We start from the raw sequence: 22,781 nt of genomic DNA, 5'->3' as shown, positions 1-22,781 counted from the left end.
ACGTCTGACGTAGTGCGGGAATCGACGCATCATGCGAGAACGGGAGGAGGAACGACGACCGGGGGAAAGCAGAACGCCCGCCCCGCGGAAGCGGGGCGGGCGTTCTAGAAAAGCCGTCAGGCTAGATCATCAGGCGATGATCTTGGTGACGCGGCCGGCACCGACGGTGCGGCCACCCTCGCGGATAGCGAAGCGCAGGCCTTCGTCCATAGCGACGGGCTGGATGAGCTTGACGGTCATCTCAGTGTTGTCGCCGGGCATGACCATCTCGGTGCCCTCAGGGAGGGTAACGACGCCGGTCACGTCCGTGGTACGGAAGTAGAACTGCGGGCGGTAGTTGTTGAAGAACGGGGTGTGACGGCCACCCTCATCCTTCGACAGGATGTATGCCTGGCCCTCGAAATCGGTGTGCGGGGTGGTGGTACCCGGCTTGACGATAACCTGGCCACGCTCCACGTCCTCACGCTTGAGGCCGCGCAGCAGCAGACCGGCGTTGTCGCCAGCCTGAGCCGAGTCGAGGAGCTTGTGGAACATCTCGATACCGGTGACGGTGGTCTTGGTGCTCTTCTCGCGGATGCCGACGATCTCGACTTCCTCGTTCACGTTGACCTCGCCACGCTCCACGCGACCGGTGACGACGGTGCCACGACCGGTGATCGTGAAAACGTCCTCAACAGGCATGAGGAAGGGCTTGTCGGTCTCGCGGACCGGGTCCGGGATCGAATCGTCCACAGCCTGCATGAGCTTCTGGACCGACTCAACCCACTTGGGGTCACCCTCGAGTGCCTTGAGCGCCGAGATCGGAACGACGGGGGCATCCTCGTCGAATTCCTGAGCGGCCAGCAGTTCGCGGACCTCCATCTCGACGAGCTCCATGATTTCCTCATCATCAACCATGTCGGCCTTGTTCAGGGCGACGAGGATGTAAGGAACGCCAACCTGGCGAGCCAGGAGGACGTGCTCACGGGTCTGCGGCATCGGGCCGTCAGTAGCAGCCACGACCAGGATTGCGCCGTCCATCTGGGCAGCACCGGTGATCATGTTCTTGATGTAGTCGGCGTGACCCGGAGCATCGACGTGAGCGTAGTGACGCTTCTCCGTCTGGTACTCAACGTGGGAGATGTTGATCGTGATACCACGAGCCTTCTCCTCAGGTGCCTTATCGATCTGATCGAAAGCGAAGCTCTCGTTCAGGTCGGGGTACTGGTCGGCCAGAACCTTGGTGATGGCAGCCGTCGTCGTGGTCTTGCCGTGGTCGACGTGACCGATGGTGCCGATGTTCACGTGCGGCTTGGTCCGCTCGAACTTCGCCTTCGCCACTTGATGTCCTCCTGGACTGTCAATTCTGTCGGGAGTTTCCCGACAGTTGGTATGGGTTCTCCGCAATATGCGGAGAGGCTGGTGGAAATGGTCCCCGAACGGCGGCGGAAGCCGCCGACCGGGGTATTCGTTTGTTCACGCCGAGGCGTGGGTTCCGCCAAGGTGGCAGACGATTTTACTCGCCCGTCGCCTTCGCGATGATCTCCTTCGACACGTTCGCCGGAACTTCAGCGTACGAGTCGAACACCATGGAGTAGTTCGCTCGGCCCTGAGTCTTCGACCGAAGGTCTCCGATGTAGCCGAACATCTCCGACAGCGGCACCTGAGCCTTGACGACTCGAGCACCACTGCGCTCCTCCATGGCCTGGATCTGACCACGGCGGGAGTTCAGGTCGCCAATGACATCGCCCATGTAGTCTTCCGGAGTCGTGACCTCAACGGCCATGATCGGTTCCAGAATGACGGGCTTTGCCAACCTCGCGGCCTCCTTGAGGGCCTGCGAGCCAGCGATCTTGAAGGCCATTTCTGACGAGTCGACGTCATGGTACTGACCGTCGAGCAGAGTGACCTTCAGGTTAACCAGCGGGTAGCCGGCCAGGACGCCGTACTGCATCGCATCCTGCGCGCCGTGATCCACCGAGGGGATGTATTCACGCGGGACACGACCACCGGTAACGGCGTTCTTGAACTCGTAGGTGGCGCCGTCTTCGGCGTCGACCAACGGTTCGAGCTTAATAATGACCTTCGCGAACTGGCCCGAGCCACCCGTCTGCTTCTTGTGGGTGAACTCGTGCTTTTCGACCGTGTTGCGAATGGTCTCACGGTACGCAACCTGCGGCTTGCCAACGTTGGCCTCAACCTTGAACTCGCGACGCATACGGTCGACGAGGATGTCGAGGTGGAGTTCGCCCATGCCGCCGATGACGGTCTGGCCGGTCTCCTCGTCGAGCTGAACTGAGAACGTCGGATCCTCTTCGGCGAGCTTCTGGATAGCCGTTCCCAGCTTCTCCTGGTCCGACTTGGTCTTCGGCTCAATCGAGACGTTGATGACCGGTGCCGGGAAGCTCATCGATTCGAGAACGATGGGGGCCTGCGGATCGCAAAGGGTGTCACCGGTGGTGGTGTCCTTCAGTCCGATCATGGCGTAGATGTGGCCGGCCACCGCGTCGTCGACGGGGTTTTCCTTGTTGGCGTGCATCTGGAAGAGCTTGCCGATGCGCTCCTTCTTACCCTTGGTCGCATTGAGGACCTGGGTGCCCGGATCAACCTTGCCCGAGTAAACGCGGACGAAGGTCAGCTTGCCGAAGAAGGGGTGAGCGGCGATCTTGAACGCCAGAGCCGAGAACGGCTCATCCTTGCTCGGGTGGCGCGTGATGATCTCTTCTTCGTTACCGACAACGTGGCCCTCGATCTCGCCAATGTCGAGCGGGTTCGGAAGGTAGTCAACGACAGCGTCGAGAACCGGCTGGATGCCCTTGTTCTTGAATGCGGTACCGCACAGGATCGGGTAGATCTCGGAGTTGATCGTGAGCTTGCGGATCGCGCCCTTGATCTCCTCGATGGTGAGTTCTTCGCCACCGAAGTACTTCTCCATGAGCGCCTCGTCCGACTCTGCGACGGTTTCGAGAAGCTTTTCGCGGTACTCGGCAGCCTTCTCGACGAGGTCCGCAGGGATCTCTTCGATGGTGGCCTCGGTGCCGATTTCAGTGGTTCCACGCCAGGTCAGCGCACGCATCTCGATGAGGTCGACGACGCCGTCGAAGGCATCCTCGGAACCGATCGGAAGCTGCATGACGAGCGGCTTTGCACCAAGACGATCGATGATCGTCTGCACGGTGTAGTAGAAGTCCGCGCCCATCTTGTCCATCTTGTTGACGAAGCAGATGCGGGGGACGTCGTACTTGGTGGCCTGACGCCAAACCTGCTCCGACTGCGGCTCGACACCTTCCTTGCCGTCGAAGACTGCAACGGCGCCGTCGAGCACGCGAAGGGCGCGCTCAACCTCGACGGTGAAGTCGACGTGGCCGGGCGTATCGATGACGTTGATCTGGTTGTCGTGCCAGAAGCAAGTGACGGCGGCCGAGGTAATGGTGATACCTCGCTCCTTCTCCTGCTCCATCCAGTCGGTGGTCGAGGCACCGTCGTGCGTTTCACCGATCTTGTAGTTCACACCGGTGTAGTAAAGGATGCGCTCGGTGGTGGTGGTCTTACCCGCATCGATGTGAGCCATGATGCCGATGTTGCGGACCTTGGTGAGGTCGTTGAGCACTTCCTGTGCCATCTAATCCCTCCGGGATTCGTGTAGTTCGAAAGACTGTGTGGGGGGCGGTGCGCCGAACCGCGAAAAATTCCCGGCCCGGCACGTACCGTCTGGCGCTAAGCCACCCCCTGCGGAAGCAGCCTTGCGCGGCACTCTTACCAGCGGTAGTGAGCGAATGCGCGGTTGGCTTCGGCCATCTTGTGAGTGTCTTCGCGACGCTTCACCGATGCTCCGAGACCGTTCGACGCGTCGAGCAGCTCGTTGGCGAGACGCTCAACCATGGTCTTCTCACGACGCTGACGACTGAAGGTAACCAACCAACGCAGGGCGAGGGTGTTCGCACGACCGGGCTTGACCTCGATCGGCACCTGGTAGGTGGCACCGCCGACGCGGCGGCTCTTGACCTCGAGGGTGGGCTTGACGTTGTCAAGTGCACGCTTGAGGGTGACGACCGGGTCGGTGCCGGTCTTCTCGCGTGCCTGCTCGAGGGCTTCGTACACGATGCGCTCGGCGGTCGACTTCTTGCCGTCAAGGAGAATCTTGTTGACGAGCTGGGTGACCAGCGGCGAACCGTAAACGGGGTCGCTGATCAGCGGGCGCTTGGGAGCGGGTCCTTTACGTGGCATGACTAGCTTCCCTTCTTTGCGCCGTAACGGCTGCGAGCCTGCTTGCGGTCCTTGACACCCTGGGTGTCGAGCGAGCCGCGGATGATGCGGTAGCGAACACCCGGAAGGTCCTTCACACGACCGCCACGGACGAGCACCATCGAGTGCTCCTGAAGGTTGTGACCTTCACCGGGGATGTATGCGGTGACCTCGACGCCACTGGTGAGGCGCACACGGGCGACCTTACGAAGTGCGGAGTTCGGCTTCTTCGGGGTGGTGGTGTACACGCGGGTGCACACGCCACGACGCTGGGGGCTGCCCTTCAGGGCGGCCGTCTTCTTGGCGGACGTCTTGTCCTTGCGGCCCTTGCGGACCAGCTGGTTAATCGTTGGCACTGAGTTCTTTTCTCTTTGAGGACCGGCTCCCGCCGGGCCTTTCATTTTCGGTGTTGCAGTTGGTGCTCCGGGCAAGTCATCACGCCGCACTCTCGTGCGATATGGCAACCTCCGCAACTCGCCCCACCCGCACTAACGTGCAGGTCAGGTTTGAATCGTGCACCCGGCGTCGGGCGTGTCGCACGCCTTCACCTTGATCACGACCCTCCGCCCATCAGAACCGCTAGGGGAACCGGTAGGTGAGCAGCGCCAAGCATGGCAAGGCGCCGACGGAATACTTTACCGCCCAGATTTCCCACGGTCAAAATCTTTGCTATGTGGTGACCAACACCTACGAAACACTCAACTACCGGCGCCGATGCTCACGATTGTCCGACTTGAACAAGTAGGGCCCTGGCCGCTGCACGTGCGGCAGCTTCGTCCCCTTCGATGACGGCCTCCACCAGTCCAGTGTGCAGGTCATCGTACGAGTCCGCCACTCGGTCTTGATGGTCGGCAATCGCTTCACGCAGCGATGGCAGGAGGATGTCGTAAAACTCTAGATAGATGGCGTTGTGACTGGCCGCCACTATCGCCCGATGCAGTTCGGCATCACTGTCCACGGCAGCGGCACTGGTTGCCCCCGCTTCGCGCTGGACCACCCACAGCCGCTTTGTCTCGGCCAGCAACGCACGCAATCGGGCGATGTCGTCGTCGGTGCGTCTGCGTGCGGCCAAACCCGCCGCGGTCACCTCGAGGCCTTCGCGCAACTCGAGCAGGTCTTGGCGACGTGCCGCAGCAAAGAAGTCACCGATTGCGACAGCGGTCTCATCGGTCGCGATCACATAGGTACCCGACCCTTGGCGTCGTTCCAGGAGGCCGGCGTGCACGAGTGATTGAACCGCTTCGCGGACCGTATTGCGCGAAGTCCCGGTGAGTTCCTGGAGTTCCGGCTCAGTGGGTACACGCTCGCCAACCGCCCAACGTCCTGCGGAAATTTCGGCGCGCAATTGGGCTGTCACCTGCGCGATGAGGCTCTCCCGCTTTACCGTTTGCACCCACTCAGGATAAATCACATTGCCTCGATACAACCATTCATCCTACGATTTGCGAATGACAACGACGCCCGGGACCAGCGCATTTACCCGCCTGACAGCAACGGGACGCTGGCGCGGCCGGGCGATCGTTTTGCTGGCCATCGTCCTGTTCTCACTCAGCCTGCGCACGGCCGTCACCTCAATTACGCCGCTGCTCGCTCGGATCTCCGACGACATCGGCTTCGGCAACACGACCAGCGGCATCATCGGCATGCTGCCCACCCTGATGTTTGGCCTCGCCGGCATTAGCGCTCCCGCCCTCGGTCGCCGATTCGGCATCGAGCAAGTCACTCTCGCGGCCGTCGTGCTGACAGGCATCGGCATCGCCAGTCGGTCCCTGGCGAACGACGTCCCCACCCTGCTGATCTTGTCTTGTGCCGCCCTGTTCGGCATGGGCGTCGGCAATATCTTGATCCCGCCACTGGTGAAGCGCTACTTCAGCGACCGCATCGCACTCATCAGCACGGTTTACATCACGTTTGTCCAACTGGGCACGGCCATTCCGGCAGCACTCGCGATTCCCCTCGCGGACGCTGGCGGTTGGCGGTTGTCTCTTGGCGTGTGGGCCCTGGTGCCGCTGGCGGCCCTCCTCCCCTGGGTGTGGGTGGTGCGCGAACGTCGCGCCACGGTCCGCGCCGAGCGTGACCTACCCGCAGAAGCCCGACCGAGATCTGACGATTCAGCCAGCCTGTCCGATTCCGCCCGAACGTCGCTATGGGGGTCGACGATGGCGTGGGGCCTGACGTTGATGTTCGGGATGACGTCGCTGATGACCTATTCGCTGTTCACGTGGCTGCCGTCCATCTACCGCGACGCTGGCGGCAGCGAAGCCCTCGGCGGCGGCATGGTCGCAGTGTTTTCCGGCGTCGGTTTCGCTGGCACTCTCGTTGCACCGGTCCTGTGCGCCAGGTTCGCCAACCCTTTCCCCTTTGCACTGGCCTTCGCAGCCTGCTGGCTCGTTGGCTTCGGCGGACTCCTGTGGGCACCACTGACCGTGCCATGGCTGTGGGCCATCATGCTTGGCATCGGTCCCACTACGTTCCCGATGGCCCTCACCCTGATCAACCTGCGCACCCGGACAAGTGCGGCGTCGGCGTCGCTTTCTGGCTTCAGTCAGGGCGTTGGCTATCTGTTGGCGTGCGCCGGGCCAATTCTGTTCGGAGTCCTGCACGACGCGACCGGTTCGTGGGCCGCGCCGTTCGGCTTCCTCATCGCGGTGGTCGTGGTGATGCTTTCCGGTGCCTGGGTGATCTGCAAGCCGCGCTACCTTGAGGATCAATTAGCTTGACCTCTCGAGCGGTCACCCCAGGCGCAGTTCGGCGACAGGTGGGGCGATCATCTTTTCCGGAGTCGCCGCATCGCCGACGGTGAAGGCGACCGCCGTCGCACCCGTCATATCGGTGATGACCGCGGTGGTCGACGGCGCAACGTCGGCCGGCGACATGGTCCCGGCGAGCCTGGCACCGTCCGGACCCACCAGCCACATCTGGTAGATCGTGCCCGGGGACGGGCTCGGCACATCGTTCATCACCAGAATTCCTTCGCCTTTCGTCGGCGAATACGTGACGGACGCTTTGCCCCCGGCGACGGTTCCGGTGGTGGTTCGCACGTCGGATGCGGCGAAGATCTGTTCGGCCTGCGAGGGCTGCTGAGGTTCGGAACGATTCGCGACCGTGTACCCGATCACGCCGCCGCCAATACCCAGCACCACTGCTGCCGCTGCAGCGACCGCAGCAAAGCGCGCCCAGCGGGGCTTGCCATCGATCTGTGCGGTCGGCTCATCGACCGTCCGCTCAACGGGCTTTGCTGGCTCACTTCGCCCGACCTCGTCGAGGATTCGGCCACGCAGTTCCTCGGCTGGGGCGACCGCGGTCGCTTCGCTGATGGAAGCGAGGGTGGCACGGACGGCTTTGAGTTCGGCGTTAAAGACGCTGCGTTCAGCCTCGTCCGCACTCTCCACAACCCGCATGATCCGCGCGCGTTCCAGGTCATCGACGGCATCGAGGGCCACGACCGTCGCCAGTTCACGAAGTTCGTCGTCGTTGTAGTTGTATTCAGCCATCGCCCAAACACCCCCGCAGCCGCTTGAGGCCATCTCGTATGCGGCTCTTCACCGTTGGCAAAGCCACGGCGAGGCGGTCGGCGACCTCGCGGTAGGTGAACCCTTCGTAGTACGCCAGGCTCACTGCCTGCGCTTGGAGCGCGGTCAGCGTGGCGAGGCATTCCCTGGCTCGCCGGCCTGCATCACGGGTGAGTGCTTCTTCCTCGACCCCCGCGGTGATCTCGACGAGTTCGCGCATACCGTAGCGGGATTCCCGGTCGGATGCCGACGACTCCGACCGCACGCGGTCAACGGCCCGCCGATGGGCGATCGTCAGCACCCACGACAGCGGGCTACCCTGGTCGGCCCGAAAGCGGTCGGCGTCTCGCCACACCTGCAGGTAGACCTCTTGGGTCACTTCTTCGCTGTACCCGCGATCCTGGAGTACGCGCAGCACCATTCCGTACACGCGGTGGCTGGTCTGGTCGTAGAACTCGCCAAAGGCCGTCCGGTCTCCCTCTGCGACGAGGTCGAGGAGATCAGCCAACGGTTGCGTGCCCGCCGTCATCGACAACTCGGCTGCGGATATGAATTCGTCATCGCCCGCAAGCCTAGTCGGAGCTGGTGCAGTGTTCATGAGATCACCCGTGACTAATGCGGCTTGTCGTACCGAAGCTGGAACACGTCGAGGTAACGCGCGCGGAATCCAGCTTCGGAGTAGGCGAGGTAGAAGGTCCACATCCGCTGGAAGACCTCGTCGAAACCGAGACCGCGGACCGCCTCCGAGTTGGCAACAAACCGTTCCCGCCACAGTTGCAAGGTCTGGGCATAGTGCGCACCGAGCGGGAGCTCGTCGACGAGCCGGAGCCGACTGTGCTCGGCGGGAACCTCACGTAAGGCCTGCAACGACGGAAGTTGACCGCCCGGGAAAATGTATTTGTGCACCCAGGTGTACGTGCCTTCCGACGCCACCATGCGAGGGTGCGGCATCGTGATGACTTGCAGGGCCGCACGACCGCCGGGCACCAGGACGCGGTCGAGGGTCGCGAAGTACTCGGGCCAATACTCGCGGCCCACCGCCTCCAACATTTCGACCGAGACCACTGCGTCGTACTCCCCGTCGACCAGTCGGTAGTCGAGGAGATCCACGCTCGCCCGATCCGACAGTCCCGCCTCGGCGATCCGTTGCAACGCCAGTTCGCGTTGCTCGGTCGATAGCGTGACCGACCGCACCACCGCACCCCGTTCCGCGGCGCGCAAGCACAACTCACCCCAGCCTGTTCCGATCTCCAGAAGTCGCGTACCTTCGCGCACGCCCGCTGCGTCGAGCAGCCGATCAATCTTGGCCTTCTGCGCTGCCTCCAGGTCGGACCACGTGGCGCGAGACGCGGCCTCGTCGGACCCAAAATCGGCGCTTGAGTAACTAAGTGTCGGGTCGAGAAAAGCCGCAAATAGCTGATTCGAAAGGTCGTAGTGTCGCGAAATGTTCGACTGCGTATTGGCTACGGTGTTGGCTTCGTCGACCGGATGACGCGGCAGCACCAGCGATCGCAGTCGCTGAAGTGGCGCAGGCACCAGATCGGCGATGCGTTCGGCAAACGGGGTGAGGACGCCAACGAGGTCGTCGGCGGTCCACTCCCCGGCCATGTACGCCTCGCCGAAGCCGATGAGACCGGAAGATCCGATACGCCGAAAGAACGCTTCGGGATGGGTGATCTGCATGTGCGGCACCCCGTTCCCGGCTGGCGCACCAAGGCGACGACCATCCGGGAACTCAACGCTCACGGGCAGTCTCCGTACCGCATGTACAAAGATCCGTTCGGCGGCAAACGCCCGCACCGGTGACGAAGGAGGTTGCGCAAGGTCCGGCCAACCGTCGAAGGTGTTCGGCGCCTGGGTGACGGGGCGCGGTTGGATGCGCAGCCCGCGCGCCCACAGCCAAACACCGTGGATGCGGATACGCGACGCCACAAGCCACGGGGCCATTGGCGTGCGCAGTTGTGCGCGTACCAGGGCGGAGGTGCTTGCCGGCTGGGCCCGCCCGCTCAGGGTTGCGGTGAATGGTGCCTGACCGGGCCTTTCCAGCACCACCGCCAGGCGGACCCGGCCATCTCCGGTGGGTTCGGGCAACACGAGCCGATATTCGCCGCTGACATCGTTGAACGGTGAAACGTAGAACTCCTTGTCGACCTTGGCGCGGCCATCGGCATCAGTGTGCACCAGATAGCAGTGCCGCTGCCCGTAGGTGTTGTGGACTTCAGCAATGACGTATTGGAGTGCTCCGGTCCGGTCATGGCACCAGAACACGCTCAGCGGATTGAAAACGTATCCCGCCACCCGCGGGGACAGTAGCGCCGTGACGGTCCCGGTTGGTGCCTCCACGCCGGCCGCTGCGGCGAAGGCTTCGATCCGTTCGCGCAGCGTCCGTGCGGGCAGGTCGGTTTCAGCGAAGTGGTCGTCGGCGCGGAATCGTGCCGCCCACCGCAAGCCGCGCGGCAGGCGCGGTAGATGGTCGATGTCAATCAGCCAACTGAGGCTGCGATGGGTAAACGCATGATTGACCGGTTCCCGTCGCGTGTGGGCGATTCGGGTGTGGACGATTGCTGGTGTCGAAATCATTTGCGCACCCGCCTGTCGCTGCCAACGGGAAGCCCCGAAGTGAAGGGAACAACATCGTCGTCATCGACGACTACTGCTTCGGGCCAGGTGGATCCGAAGTGCGCCGCAGCCCTGGCACCCGACGCGGCACCATCTTCGTGGAATCCCCAGCCGTGGTAGGCCCCGGCGAAAGCAATTGCACGCGAATTGAGTTCGGGTAGCCGCTGTTGTGCCGCCACCGACGCGGTGTGGTAGATCGGATGTTCGTAGGTCATCGTCGCCAGGATGCTCGACGGTTCGACGAGGTCCGTTCGGCCCATCGTGACCAGGTAGCGCGGCTGCCCCGCGGCGCGCGGTAAGCGCATCAGCCGGGTGAGGTCGTACGTGACCGCGATATCGGAGTTGTCCGCGCTGATCTGGTAATTCCAGGCGGCACGCGCACGCGGCGCAGTCGGCAACAGTTGCTGGTCGGTGTGCAAGACTGCCGGTTTGCTCGCGTAGCCGATGGCACCGAGGACCTCTCGCTGCAGTGCGGTCCCCTCGCCGAGCATCTGTAGCGCTTGGTGAGGGTGCGTCGCAATCACCACTCCGTCGAACTGCTCCTGGAAGCCTGCCGATTCGACGACCGCGCCGTCGCCGTTCTCCACAATCGAGGTAACCGGGGTGTTGCACCTCACGACGCCGCCTCGTGCGGTCACGGCGTCGGCAACGGCCTGTACGTAGGTTGCCGAGCCACCGGTCACGGTGCGCCAGGTCGGTGACCCGAACACCGACAGCATCCCGTGGTGGTCGAGGAAGGTGAAAAGGTAGCGCGCCGGGTAGGCCGCCGCCTGCGTCGCATCACACGACCACACCGCGGCAACCAACGGCAGCAGAAAATTGTCGCGGAAATACTGCGACAGCCCTGACCGGTCAATAAAAGCGTCGAGGGTCTCGTCGTCGCTCGGGTCGTCGAGGACCCGGCGCGCAAGACGATGAAATCGGGTGATCTCGCCGAGCATCACCAGGTAGCGGCCTCGCAACACCGTGCGCCAGGTGGGGAATAGTCCGGAGAAGCCGCGTGCGCCCGCGTACTCCAGGCCGCTGAGTTCTGACCGCACCGACATTGACATTTCGGTGGGCTGGGTTGCGATGCCGAGTTCGTCGAACAGCCTCAACAGTGTCGGATAGGTGCGGTCGTTATGGACAATAAACCCGGAATCGACGGCAACTTCGGTTCCGTCTGGTGCCCGGAGATGGTGCGTGTGCGCGTGGCCACCGAGACGGTTGTCCGCTTCCAGAAGAGTCACCGTGTGCCGGGTAGAAAGTGCGTACGCGGCGGTGAGCCCGGCGACGCCGCTGCCGATCACGGCAATGCGGGCGGGCTGCGCGAGAGAATCAAAATCAGTCACACCGGTTATTCGGCACCGCTCCGCGATTGGATGGGTCGGTCACGCACACTGGAGAGATGTCTGCTCCCGCGATCCTCTGGTTCCGTCGAGACTTACGATTGGCAGATTTGCCTGCCCTGCTTACGGCCGCCGACAGCGCTAAGTCCGCGCTCGCGGTCTTCGTTCTCGACGACGCGCTGATAAGGCCTGCCGGTGCACCGCGGCTGGCATTTCTTGCGGGCTGTTTGCGTGCGCTCAACGACAGCCTCGACGGACGACTGATGGTGACCCGCGGCGATCCAGTCGAGGTAATCAGACGACTGGCAGTGGACATCGGTGCGCAGTCGGTGCACGTCACTGCGGACTTCGGTCCGTATGGGTCGGCGCGCGACGACGCCGTCGACGCCGCCCTCGGATCGGTACCTCTGGTGCGGAGCGGGTCGCCGTATGCCGTCTCACCCGGTCAGATCCACACGAAGAGCGGTGGTTCGTACCAGGTTTTTACCCCGTTCAAGCGCGCCTGGCTCGACCGCGGTTGGCATACCCCGGCCGCAACGAATGCGGACACTATCGACTGGCTCGACCCCGAAGGACTGTCCGGTCGAGTGCAGCTTGAGGCGCTTTTCCCCGACACCTTTTCGCTCGCCGGGCCCGTCGAGTTGCCGGCCGCGGGTGAGGCTGCTGCCCTGCGCCGTTGGGCTGCCTTCCGCGACGGTCCGGTCAGCGAACTGGACCGCTACGCCGATGATCGCGACCGCCCCGACCTTGACGCGACATCCCGGCTGTCGCCGTACCTCAAGTTCGGCTGCGTGCATCCGCGGACCCTCCTGCACGACCTCCGCGGTCGCAGCGACCCCGGAGCCATGGTTCTGCGCAGTGAGCTGGCCTGGCGCGACTTTTACGCTGACGTGCTGTACCGGCGTCCCGACACCGCTCGCGGCAACTACAACCCGACCTTCGATGGAATGGAATACGACGTTGGCCCGGACGCCGATGCAGCGTTCGAGGCCTGGTGCGCCGGCCGTACCGGCTTTCCGATCGTCGACGCGGGGATGAGGCAGCTCCGGGCCGAGGGCTGGATGCACAATCGGGTTCGGATGATCGTCGCCTCGTTTCTGACCAAAGATCTCCATCTACCGTGGTGGCGTGGAGCGCGTCATTTCATGACGCACTTGATCGACGGCGATCTCGCCTCCAACCAGCACGGCTGGCAATGGACGGCGGGCTGCGGCACCGATGCCGCACCGTACTTCCGGGTGTTCAATCCAATCACTCAAGGCCAGAAGTTCGACCCGACCGGAGATTACGTACGTCGATGGGTGCCCGAACTTGCTGGCATCGCAGGCAAGGCGGTACACCACCCGTGGCTACTCGATCCGGAATTGTTCGGCGACATCGGCCCCGACGTCCCGATGTATCCCGATCCGATCGTCGATCACGCTGCCGAGCGAGAAGTCGCCCTGCATCGATATCGACAGTTGTAACCCGCGGTGTACCGCCTTGCGCGGCGACTGTTAGGGCTTGGCCGGAGGCATCAGCACCTGGTCGATCAGGTACACGGTCGCGTTGGCCGTGTGGACGCCGCCGCAGATCACGCTGGCCCCGTTGACCTTCAGGTCGTCGCCGCTGCCGGTTACCTCAACGGTCTGACCTTCGACGGTGGTGTGCTTTCCCGCCACCTGGTCGGGACTCAACTGGCCGGGTACCACGTGGTAGGTCAGCAGCGAAGTCAACGCGGGCGCATCGGTCTTCAACGAGTCGATGGTGGTAGCTGGAACCTTTGCGAATGCGTCATCGACCGGGGCGAACACGGTGAACTGGCCACCGTTGAGGGTGTCGACGAGGTTGACCTGCGGATTGAGCTTGCCCGAAAGCGCTGCGGTGAGCGTGGTGAGCAACGGGTTGTTGGCCGCAGCGACGGCGACCGGTTCGGTGGACATGCCAGTCACCGAACCAGGGCCGGTCGGGACTTTCTCCGCGTAGGCCTTGCATCCGGATCCAACCAGATCCGCTGCCGGGTCCGCCGTCATGGCCGGTGAACTCATCATGGTTGTGGGTACGGCTTCGCTGGATGCCGTGGTGGTCGAGTTGTCGCTTGAGCACGCGGTCATCGTTGCGGCGATAGCGACCGCGAATCCCATCGCGACTACCTTGGCACCCATCGTTTTGCTCGTTCTCATCAGGCTGCTCTCCCTTGTCGTGGACTTCCGGCGGTCGCCGGAGGTCGTCAGCAGTGACATAGGTCATTCGGAATGCTCGCGGCTCCGGATGGGTTCGCTTGCGAGGAAAGTTTCGAGGGCGGCGCGCGCAGAGTCACGCCGACACCCATCCTGGGTTGGCCCGGCGTCGAATACCCGGCATGAATACAGTCATCGCAATCGGCTTTATCGGCGGACTGATTACCGGAATTTCGCCGTGCATCCTCCCCGTACTGCCGGTGTTGTTCCTGTCCGGCGCAGACAGTGCCCGAGATCGGGGGTCCGCCACCGACGATGCTGTTGACCAGCCACCGGGGGCCGATCCGGCACCGAAGTCGTGGCGGGCCCGACTGGCCGAGAGTTCACGCCCCTATCAGGTGATCGGCGGCCTGATTGTCAGCTTCTCCATCGTCACCCTCATCGGCTCGACGCTGCTGTCACTGGTGCACCTTCCGCAAGACAGCATCCGGTGGATCGGTTTGGTGGCACTGACCACGATCGGCCTGGGCTTGATTTTCCCGAAGTTCGAGGAGCTCCTCGAGAAGCCCTTCTCGCGACTTCCTCAACGACCCGTCGGGCAGCGGCGTTCCGGATTCGGCCTCGGATTGGCCCTGGGCGTGCTGTACGTGCCGTGCGCGGGACCGGTCCTCGCGGCCATCGTTGTCGCTGGCGCGACCGGTGACATCGGCCTCTCCACGGTCGCTTTGACGTTGTCGTTCGCCGTCGGAGCGGCCCTGCCACTGTTGATCTTTGCGTTGGCTGGCCGCCGCGTCGCCGAACGGGTCGCCGCCTTCCGGCGCAGGCAACGGCAGATTCGGGTTGTCGGCGGTCTGGTGATGATTGCCCTCGCCGTTGGCCTCGTGTTCGACGTGCCCGGCGCGTTGCAGCGGGCCATTCCCGACTACACCTCGAGCCTGCAGGAGTCGGTGGGCGGCAACGACCTCAACAACCGCCTCGACCTGGGCGGTATCGTGACCGACGAAAATCGTGAGCTCTCGAACTGCACCGACGGTGCCGCACAACTGCAGTCGTGCGGCCAAGCACCACGACTCACCGGCATCGCCGAATGGTTCAACACCCCGAACAATTCACCGCTGGCATTGTCGAACCTGCGCGGCAAGGTGGTGCTCGTCGACTTCTGGGCGTACTCCTGCATCAATTGCCAACGAGCGATCCCCCATGTCGTCGATTGGGATCGCACGTACCGCGCCAGCGGGCTGGAAGTAATCGGTGTCCACACACCGGAGTATGCCTTCGAGAAAGTGCCTGCGAATGTCACGGCGGCGGCCCGCCGACTCGGTATCACGTACCCCATCGCGCTCGATCAGAACTTCTCCACGTGGACCAACTACCGCAACAGTTATTGGCCAGCCCAGTACCTCATCGATGCGTCAGGGACGGTGCGACACATTGAGTTCGGCGAGGGTGGCTATGCCCAGTCCGAACGCTTGATTCGCGAACTCCTGACCGAAGCCCAGCCTGGGGTCGCCCTCCCGAAACCGACGGAAGAAGCCGATACCACGCCGACGGAACCCACCACGGCGGAGACGTATTTCGGGGTCGGCAAGATGGTGAATTACGACGGTGCCACGCCCTACCGCGCAGGTGCGGCCGACTTCGATTTCCCGGCCACCCAGCGACCCGATTCCTTTGCACTGCGCGGGCGTTGGACCCTCGACTACCAGGGTGCGAGCACCGACAGCGGGGGAACGATCGGTCTCAATTACCAGGCCAAGAATGTCTTCATCGTTGCGGGCGGTACCGGAACCCTGACCGTTCAGAACGGCGGTTCCACGTCAACGATCGCGATTGGCGGCCCACCGACTTTGCATCAGATCGTCGAGGCACCGAGCAACCAGCGCGGGCGCATCACAGTGACGCCCTCCCCCGGGGTCCAGGTGTTTTCGTTTACCTACGGCTAGAGCTTGCCGAACGACACCGCGCGGTACGTCCAGCCTTTGCCGTTGACGGCGGCTGCGATGGGGTCCTTCATCTCCGAGGTGCGGAAACGATAGTTGTAGACCTCGCCGTACTGGCCCTGCTCGGTGAAGGCATATGCCGAGCCAAAGGAAACTTCCTTCTTTTGCCCGCGGAAAGCTTCCCCGCTCATCGACAGTGACGGCACCCCGGCCCGCCACTCGAGCGTCCATTCGCGGTCGACGGCGCGCACCTCGGCCTTCTCCGGGTCGAGTCGCATCTGGATCTGAAACACCGACGTCAAACTGGCCTTGGCGAAGATCTCGCACCAGCGAGCGTCGACAATTCGCCATTCGGCTATGAAATCGCCATCCTCGCCGGGGTTGGCTGGCCGCACCTGGAAAGGTGCGGTTGGCCGGTTCACGGCGAGGATGGCGTTCGCGACTTCCGGCGGCGGTGCCGGGGGAATGTCACTGTCGGGTTTCTTGGTTCCGGTGAGCTTGTCGAAGAGTCCCATGATTAGACATTAGGGCGCTTTGACCTTTCGTGGGCGCGTCGTCGACCAATCGACGGACGGGCTTAGACGGGTCGTGTCGTCGACCGCGACAATCTGGCAACGAGCCTCACCACGATGATGATCGACGGGCTCCGTTCGCGGAACCTTTAAGGTTGCTTACTCGCCGGGCGAGTGCGGTTGCTTGATGGACCCCGGCTTCACCTTCGCCGGACGCGACGGCGGCGGCACGACGGGCCCGATGTCGCCGTCGGGCGCCATGTCGAGATCGACGATCACCGGTGCGTGATCACTCGGCTTTGTACCCTTGCGGGCCTGACGATCGACCCACGCGGCCTCCGCACGCGCGGCCACCGGAGCGCCAGCGAGGATGAAGTCGATCCGCATCCCGAGGTCCTTGTGGAACATCCCAGCCCGGTAATCCCAGTAGGTGTAGATCTGTTCGTTGGGCCAGCGGTCCCGAACGACGTCGTTCATCCCGAGAGCCTTCAACCCCTCAAACGCCGCCCGCTCCGGCCCGGTGACGTGCGTGTGGCCGATGAACGCCGTCGGGTCAAACGAATCGGCATCGGTCGGAATGATGTTGTAGTCGCCGCAGATCATCGTCGAATCGGCATCGGGGGCGACGGCTTCGCGCAGCTTTTCCAGCCAGGCGAGCTTGTAGTTGTAGTGGTCGGAGTCCACCTCGCGGCCATTGGGCACATAGACCGAGTAGATCCGCACCCCGTCGCAGACTGCGGAGATCGCACGACCTTCGGGTGCGCCGTCGGCTTCGGGGAACCCCGGTGCACCCGGGAAGGCGATCTGGACGTCGTCGAGTCCGACCTTGCTGAGCAGCGCAACGCCGTTCCACTGTCCCTGCCCCGCGTGGGCGAACTCGTAACCGCGAGCGGCCAACTCGGGGCCGAGGTCATCGGCGAACACTTCGTCGGAGACTTTGGTCTCTTGCAGGCACACCACGTCGGGTTGACGGTCGTCGAGCCAGGGCAGCAGACGTGCCGTCCGCTGCTTCACTGAGTTCACATTCCAGGTCGCCACACGCATACGGACACGGTATCGGTAGCCGAATTAGCCAATCACAAGGGTGTGCGACGTTCAGGCCTCGTGCCCGGGGTGAAGGTCTTGGACTTGACTGGCGGCAATCCAGGCACCCCGTTCCGCGGCGCCGTCACCAGCGCTTCCGCCCTCGAGCGGCTCGAGGACATAGCAGGAGTGATCACCGCCGACATCGAGGCGCTCAAGCACCTCGCCGACGAACCAAATACCCGCGTCGCGCAAGATCGGTTGCCCGAAGGGGCCCTCGCTCCACACACAACGCTCAAACTTGTCGATCTCATCGCCAGTCTCGCCACCGAACAGCTGGACCAGATCCAGGTGCTCTACGCCCACCACGTGTACCGCGAGATACCGAGCGGCCTCGGCAACCCGATAGGTTTCGTTGGTTCGGGAAAGTCCGACCACGAAACGCAGCGGATCGATACTCATCTGAGTGGCGAAGCCAACGAGGCATCCCGCCTTCTCCCCGTTCGCCGTCACCGTCACGAGGTAAACCGGCGACTCGACAGTGGCCATCATCTCGTCGAAGGCCGAGCAGTTCCCGTTCTCACCCATGCTCTTGACGCTACCGCTCCAACCAGCACTTCGAGTCTGGTCGAGCCGTCAAAATCGAGGGGTGAGTTGATTACGGTCGGCGCATGCCTGAGGCCTCCCGGCCGAAACCGTCCCGTGAGGAGCACCCGGCTGCCGCCGACATCCTCGTCGACTAGCCGGTGCTCAGTGCCACGGCCAACTGCTCCACCCATGCCGCCTGAACCCCGGCACGGCGACGAGAATCGTCGGTCAGGGTGTCGGCAAGGCCGAAACCGCGAGCGAGGTCCAACGTGATCTGCGCCAGACGGTAGGCCTGCGGGCGGGTGCCGTCCGGATCCAGACCCGCGACGACCAATTTGTGTGCAGCCCGCCCGAGCTTGGCCTCCAGCGGACGAATCACGTCGCCGAGGGCCTCGTCGGATGCGGCCGCTGACCACACCTGCAAGGCCGCCTTGAACGGTGTGCCCGTATAGATCGAAACCGCCTGATTCACCACCACACCCACGCGATCGGGGCCCTCCGGCAGATCTTCGATCAACTGGGCGGCCTGGGCAATCATCGTCTCGTACATTTCCTCGATGACCGCGGTGAACAGCGCTTCTCTCGTCGGGAAATGATGCTGTGCGGCACCACGTGAGACGCCAGCGTCCTCGGCGACCCTCGCGACCGTCGTCGCCGCCCACCCGCGGGCGGCGAGGAGTTCCACGGCCGCGGCCAGCAACCGCTCCCGGGTAGCTCGGGAGCGGTCTTGCTGCGGTTCACGGCCCGGTGTGCTCACGATCGAGAAGTATCCCACTCTGGCCGACGCTTACCGAGGAAGGCCGTCATTCCCTCGCGGGCCTGGTCGGAGGCGAAGAGCCTCATCGACTCCTCCGCCCGCGCCGTGGCCGCCTCATCGAAGCCGTCAAGCAGCGATGCGGTCGTGAGCTTCTTGCTCACCGATAACCCTTGCGGCGACGCCTTGCGGATCCCTTCGAGCACGCTGTCGAGTTCGGCCGCGAGGCCGTCTGCGGTGTCCGACGCCGCCGTCACCAGACCGACCTGCTGGGCAATGTCCCCACCGAATTTCTCGCCCGTCAGGAAATACCGTCCGGCCGAGCGCGCAGTCATCTTGGCCAGCAACGGAATGGAAATGATCGACGCCGCCAACCCCAGCCGCGACTCAGTCAACGCAAACGTTGCGGCTGGTCCGACGAGCGCGATGTCGGCCGCGCCGACCAGACCCAGACCTCCGGCGCGAACATGGCCGTCGGCCACGACGATCACAGGCTTGTCCAGTTCCAGAATCGTCCGGATGAGCCCGACCATCGCCTTACCGCCTTCGGCCGTCGCCTCTTCGGGACTCAAGCCCCGCGTTAACGCCTCCCCGAGGTCGGCACCGGCACAAAAGGTGCCGCCGGTGTGCGTGAGGACCACTGCGCGCACATCGTCGTCGGTCGCGGCGTCGAATGCGGTCTGCAGTTGCGCGACGAGTGCCGAACTGAGCGCGTTGCGGTTCGCAGGCGAATCCAACGTCACCGTCAGCACCGCAGCATCGACGGACGTACGGACCAGGACATCTGTCACAGGGATCTCCTCTTGGGGTGGGTTACTTGGCGGCCGTTGTTCGTCGGCTCGAATTAGTACGACTTCGGCAGACCGAGGCTGGTCTGTGCGACAAAGTTGAGAATCATTTCGCGGCTGACAGGCGCGATACGGGTCAGTCGCGACAGCGGCAGCATGGCGGCCATGCCGTATTCGACGGTCAGACCGTTGCCGCCGAGCGTCTGGACCGCGGCATCGACGATGCGCGCGGTTGCTTCACCGGCCGCGTACTTCGCCATGTTTGCCGGAACGGCAGCACCCCAGTCATCGCCGTCGTCGTACAGGGTGGCGGCCTTCTGCATCATCAGCTTGGCCATGTCGAGCTCGATCTTTCCCTGCGCGAGGGGGTGCGCGATGGCCTGGTGCGCGCCGATGGGCGTTTTCCAGACGGTGCGGTCGTTGGCGTATTCGACGGCGCGGTCGAGCGCGTAGCGGCCCATGCCGATGGCCGAGGCGGAGGCCATGATGCGCTCCGGGTTGAGGCCGGCAAAGAGCTGGCTGAGTGCCGCATCTTCCGAGCCGACGAGTGCATCTGCTGGCAGGCGCACGTCGTCGAGGAACAGGGTGAACTGCTTTTCTGGGTTCACCATTTCCATCTCAATGACCTGGGCTTCAAAGCCCTTCGCATCGGTCGGCACGATGAACAGTGCAGGCTTAAGGCGTCCGGTCTTCGAGTCTTCGGTGCGCGCGACAATCAGAACCGCCTCGGCTTGATCGACGCCCGAGATGAAGACCTTGCGGCCATTGAGGACCCACTCGTCACCGTCGCGTGCCGCGGTGGTCGTGATCTGATGCGAGTTGGAACCCGCATCGGGTTCGGTGATGCCGAATGCCATGGTGATGGAGCCATCGGCCAGGCCCGGGATCCACCGCTGCTTCTGATCGTCGGTGCCGAAACGGGCGATGATGTTGCCGCAGATGGCGGGCGAGACGACCAACATGAGCAGGCCGGTGCCCGCGGCTGCGAGTTCTTCCATCACGATCGCCAGTTCGTACATGCCTGCGCCGCCACCGCCGTATTCCTCCGGCAGGTTGACGCCGATGAAGCCGAGTTCGCCGGCTTCCTTCCACAGTTCGTCGGTCTTGCGGCCTTGCCGGGCGCAGTCGGTGAAGTACTTGTGGCCGTACTTGTTGACAAGTCCGGCTACCGACTCGCGAAGTGCGACGCGTTCGGGTGATTCAACAAAACTCATGTGCGATTCCCTCTGATTTCCGAAACGGGTGTGTGCGTGCGTGATCTACCGTAAACGAGTTTCCTACGCATGTGAATAATTACTCTGCGGTGGCTTCGTCCTCGTCGGCGATCACGGCCAGGACCTCGCCCACCGAGAGTTGCTGACCGGCTTCGACCCCCAGCACCGACACGATGCCGTCGGCTGGTGCCGAAACGGTGTGCTCCATCTTCATGGCCTCCAGCCACAGCAGTGGCTGGCCAGCCACCACGCGATCACCTTCGGCTACGGCCACGCGAATCACCGAACCCGGCATCGGCGCCAGCAGCGAGCCTGGACGCTGCACAGCCGCCGGGTCAATGAAGCGGGGGGCACGAGTCAGGGACACGGAGGCTCCGGGCCAGTCGACGAATACCTGGTCGCCAGCGATGCTGGCCTCGTAACGGCGGGAGACGCCGTCGCGGGTGAGGACCACGGTGTCACCGGACACCGATTCGACGCTCACGCCTTCCAGATCCGGCAGTTCCACGCTGCCGTCACGCCCAAAGCGGTATCGCGCGACGATCTCGGTGCCGTCGGCCGCGAGGTACGTTTTGCGCTGGTAGTCGGAGGGGATGTTGCGCCACCCCGACGGTGCTCCCGGTACGGCCGTCGCGGCCGCACGGTTACGAACCGATGCCGCGAGGGCTGCGACGGTCGCGGCCAGGAGGTCGGCACCGTCGCCCGCAAGGGGCTTGGAAAGTGCGGCGATGCGCTCTTCGCTGAGGTAGCTGGTGTCGGTGGCACCGGCGAGGAAGTCCTTCTCCCGCAAGGTGTTCACCAGCATGTCGCGGTTGGTGACGACGCCGTGGATCTTTGCGTCGGCCAGGGCGCGCGCCAAGATCGCGGCGGCCTGGGTGCGGTCCGGTGCCCACGAGATCACCTTGGCGAGCATCGGGTCGTAGAACGTCGAGATCTCGCTGCCGTCGGCGATACCGGAGTCGACGCGGATACCCGGACGCTCCAGCAGGCCGAAGCGGACCGTGGCCGGAACGTCGATCCGGACAACGGTTCCCGACTGCGGCTGCCAGTCGTTAGCGGGATCCTCCGCATACAACCGCACCTCGATCGCGTGCCCCGTGCTAATCCCCCGTCGCTGCGCTCGCCCAGGACCACCCGCCTCGGCAGCCACGGGTGCCTCACCCAGCGGCTCACCCATCGCCACGCGCAACTGCCACTCGACGAGGTCGACGCCGGTCGTGAGCTCCGTGACCGGATGCTCCACCTGCAGGCGCGTGTTGGTTTCGAGGAAGAAGAACTTCCCGTTCTCGTCCGCCAGGAATTCCACGGTGCCCGCACCGCGGTAGCCAATCGATTCGACAGCCGTGCGTGCCGCGGCGAACAGTCGGTCGCGCATGTCGCCGCCGACGCGTTCCACCAGCGGGGCGGGTGCTTCTTCAACGACCTTCTGGTGGCGACGCTGAATGGAGCACTCGCGCTCGCCGACGGTCCAGACCTGGCCGTGGTCGTCGGCCATCACCTGCACCTCGATGTGGTGCCCGCGTTCCACGTACGGTTCGCAGAACACAGTCGCATCACCGAAGGCCGACTCGGCTTCACGACGGGCACCGGCGACGGCGTCGGCGAGTTCGCCGAGTTCCCGCACAATGCGCATGCCGCGTCCGCCACCACCGGCCGAGGCCTTGATGAGCAGCGGCAAGTCCGCTTCGGTGACCGATTCGGGGTCGATGTCCTTGAGGACCGGAACCCCGGCGGAATCCATCAGCGCCTTGGCATTGACCTTTGAGCCCATCGCGGTAATCGCGGCGGGCGGCGGGCCAATCCACACCAGGCCGGCGTCGATCACGGCCTGCGCGAACTCGGCGTTCTCCGAGAGGAAGCCGTAGCCGGGGTGAATGGCGTCGGCACCGGCGGCCTTGGCTGCAGCGATGATCTTGTCGCCCCGCAGGTAGGTTTCGGCCGACGTCGAACCCGGCAGTCGGACCGCAGAATCGGCGGCGCGCACATGCGGCGCATCGGCGTCCGGGTCGGAGTAGACGGCGACCGTACTCAAGCCCATCGACACGCAGGTGGCGAACACGCGGCTGGCGATCTCGCCGCGGTTGGCGACGAGCACACTGGTAATTGCAGAAGTCATGTGA

Annotated in this window: 20 protein-coding genes and 1 pseudogene; 3 read left to right on the top strand and 18 right to left on the bottom strand. The window is 63.9% G+C overall.

The window, feature by feature from the left end; translation table 11 throughout:
- Positions 1 to 129: 129 nt before the first annotated feature.
- The 5 genes from tuf to WBA38_RS00185 form a co-directional block, all read right to left on the bottom strand.
- Positions 130 to 1,320 (bottom strand): elongation factor Tu, encoded by a 1,191-nt coding sequence (gene tuf, locus WBA38_RS00205; protein WP_424321779.1) that lies wholly within the window; start codon positions 1,318 to 1,320, stop codon positions 130 to 132.
- A gap of 175 nt (positions 1,321 to 1,495) precedes the next feature.
- Entirely contained in the window at positions 1,496 to 3,601 is a 2,106-nt protein-coding gene (gene fusA, locus WBA38_RS00200; protein ID WP_424295096.1) for an elongation factor G, read from the bottom strand.
- A 134-nt stretch (positions 3,602 to 3,735) separates the two neighbouring features.
- Complete coding sequence (gene rpsG, locus WBA38_RS00195) at positions 3,736 to 4,206, bottom strand: 30S ribosomal protein S7 (RefSeq protein ID WP_062393823.1); 471 nt, start codon at positions 4,204 to 4,206, stop codon at positions 3,736 to 3,738.
- 2 nt (positions 4,207 to 4,208) lie between these two features.
- Complete coding sequence (gene rpsL / locus WBA38_RS00190) at positions 4,209 to 4,580, bottom strand: 30S ribosomal protein S12 (RefSeq protein WP_424295094.1); 372 nt, start codon at positions 4,578 to 4,580, stop codon at positions 4,209 to 4,211.
- Between the two features lie 362 nt (positions 4,581 to 4,942).
- Complete coding sequence (locus tag WBA38_RS00185) at positions 4,943 to 5,617, bottom strand: FadR/GntR family transcriptional regulator (RefSeq protein WP_424321778.1); 675 nt, start codon at positions 5,615 to 5,617, stop codon at positions 4,943 to 4,945.
- Positions 5,618 to 5,672: 55 nt separating this feature from the next.
- On the opposite strand from WBA38_RS00185, the gene WBA38_RS00180 reads away from it, so the two are divergent.
- Entirely contained in the window at positions 5,673 to 6,944 is a 1,272-nt protein-coding gene (locus WBA38_RS00180; protein ID WP_424295090.1) for a CynX/NimT family MFS transporter, read from the top strand.
- A 12-nt stretch (positions 6,945 to 6,956) separates the two neighbouring features.
- Here WBA38_RS00180 and WBA38_RS00175 read toward each other — a convergent pair whose 3' ends face one another.
- The 5 genes and pseudogenes from WBA38_RS00175 to WBA38_RS00155 form a co-directional block, all read right to left on the bottom strand.
- On the bottom strand, positions 6,957 to 7,718 hold the full coding sequence (locus WBA38_RS00175) for an anti-sigma factor (protein ID WP_424321777.1): 762 nt from the start codon (positions 7,716 to 7,718) through the stop codon (positions 6,957 to 6,959).
- Positions 7,711 to 8,334 (bottom strand): ECF RNA polymerase sigma factor SigK, encoded by a 624-nt coding sequence (gene sigK, locus WBA38_RS00170; RefSeq protein ID WP_424295086.1) that lies wholly within the window; start codon positions 8,332 to 8,334, stop codon positions 7,711 to 7,713. The genes WBA38_RS00175 and sigK overlap by 8 nt, the downstream gene beginning before the upstream one ends.
- Positions 8,335 to 8,348: 14 nt before the next feature.
- Complete coding sequence (locus WBA38_RS00165) at positions 8,349 to 9,620, bottom strand: class I SAM-dependent methyltransferase (RefSeq protein WP_424321780.1); 1,272 nt, start codon at positions 9,618 to 9,620, stop codon at positions 8,349 to 8,351.
- Positions 9,612 to 10,316 (bottom strand): annotated as a pseudogene (locus WBA38_RS00160) (DUF1365 domain-containing protein); the annotation flags it as partial. The gene WBA38_RS00165 and the pseudogene WBA38_RS00160, both read right to left, overlap by 9 nt.
- The gene (locus WBA38_RS00155; RefSeq protein ID WP_424295084.1) at positions 10,313 to 11,686 is read right to left on the bottom strand and encodes an NAD(P)/FAD-dependent oxidoreductase; all 1,374 of its coding nucleotides are present in this window, start codon (positions 11,684 to 11,686) and stop codon (positions 10,313 to 10,315) included. The gene WBA38_RS00155 and the pseudogene WBA38_RS00160, both read right to left, overlap by 4 nt.
- A gap of 56 nt (positions 11,687 to 11,742) precedes the next feature.
- Here WBA38_RS00155 and WBA38_RS00150 point away from each other — a divergent pair, with 56 nt between their 5' ends.
- The gene (locus tag WBA38_RS00150) at positions 11,743 to 13,149 is read left to right on the top strand and encodes a cryptochrome/photolyase family protein (RefSeq protein ID WP_424321776.1); all 1,407 of its coding nucleotides are present in this window, start codon (positions 11,743 to 11,745) and stop codon (positions 13,147 to 13,149) included.
- A gap of 30 nt (positions 13,150 to 13,179) precedes the next feature.
- On the opposite strand, the gene WBA38_RS00145 is transcribed toward WBA38_RS00150, so the two are convergent.
- The gene (locus tag WBA38_RS00145; protein ID WP_424321775.1) at positions 13,180 to 13,845 is read right to left on the bottom strand and encodes a fasciclin domain-containing protein; all 666 of its coding nucleotides are present in this window, start codon (positions 13,843 to 13,845) and stop codon (positions 13,180 to 13,182) included.
- Positions 13,846 to 14,024: 179 nt separating this feature from the next.
- Here WBA38_RS00145 and WBA38_RS00140 point away from each other — a divergent pair, with 179 nt between their 5' ends.
- A complete protein-coding gene (locus WBA38_RS00140) occupies positions 14,025 to 15,785 on the top strand; it encodes a cytochrome c biogenesis protein DipZ (protein WP_424295079.1) in 1,761 nt (586 codons plus the stop codon).
- Here the strand turns inward: WBA38_RS00140 and WBA38_RS00135 are convergent.
- From WBA38_RS00135 to WBA38_RS00105, 7 genes are all read right to left on the bottom strand, one after another.
- The gene (locus WBA38_RS00135) at positions 15,782 to 16,297 is read right to left on the bottom strand and encodes a hypothetical protein (RefSeq protein WP_424295077.1); all 516 of its coding nucleotides are present in this window, start codon (positions 16,295 to 16,297) and stop codon (positions 15,782 to 15,784) included. The two genes, WBA38_RS00140 and WBA38_RS00135, sit on opposite strands and share 4 nt — an antisense overlap.
- A gap of 156 nt (positions 16,298 to 16,453) precedes the next feature.
- The gene (locus tag WBA38_RS00130) at positions 16,454 to 17,338 is read right to left on the bottom strand and encodes an exodeoxyribonuclease III (protein WP_424321774.1); all 885 of its coding nucleotides are present in this window, start codon (positions 17,336 to 17,338) and stop codon (positions 16,454 to 16,456) included.
- 51 nt (positions 17,339 to 17,389) lie between these two features.
- Positions 17,390 to 17,905, bottom strand: coding sequence for a flavin reductase family protein (locus WBA38_RS00125; protein WP_424295073.1), 516 nt, complete (start codon positions 17,903 to 17,905; stop codon positions 17,390 to 17,392).
- Positions 17,906 to 18,056: 151 nt separating this feature from the next.
- The gene (locus WBA38_RS00120) at positions 18,057 to 18,662 is read right to left on the bottom strand and encodes a TetR/AcrR family transcriptional regulator (protein ID WP_424293319.1); all 606 of its coding nucleotides are present in this window, start codon (positions 18,660 to 18,662) and stop codon (positions 18,057 to 18,059) included.
- Positions 18,659 to 19,450: an enoyl-CoA hydratase family protein gene (locus WBA38_RS00115; RefSeq protein WP_424293318.1), complete on the bottom strand. Its 792-nt coding sequence runs from the start codon at positions 19,448 to 19,450 to the stop codon at positions 18,659 to 18,661. Before WBA38_RS00115 ends, WBA38_RS00120 begins: the two co-directional genes overlap by 4 nt.
- 53 nt (positions 19,451 to 19,503) lie before the next feature.
- On the bottom strand, positions 19,504 to 20,661 hold the full coding sequence (locus WBA38_RS00110) for an acyl-CoA dehydrogenase family protein (protein WP_424321773.1): 1,158 nt from the start codon (positions 20,659 to 20,661) through the stop codon (positions 19,504 to 19,506).
- Positions 20,662 to 20,740: 79 nt separating this feature from the next.
- Positions 20,741 to 22,777, bottom strand: coding sequence for an acetyl/propionyl/methylcrotonyl-CoA carboxylase subunit alpha (locus WBA38_RS00105; RefSeq protein WP_424321772.1), 2,037 nt, complete (start codon positions 22,775 to 22,777; stop codon positions 20,741 to 20,743).
- Positions 22,778 to 22,781: the final 4 nt, after the last annotated feature.

Source organism: Gordonia sp. (in: high G+C Gram-positive bacteria) (genome assembly GCF_049647785.1).
Classification (GTDB): Bacteria; Actinomycetota; Actinomycetes; order Mycobacteriales; family Mycobacteriaceae; genus Gordonia.
The sequence above is the reverse complement of the archived record's forward strand: the minus strand, read 5'-3'. Positions and strand labels throughout refer to the sequence as shown.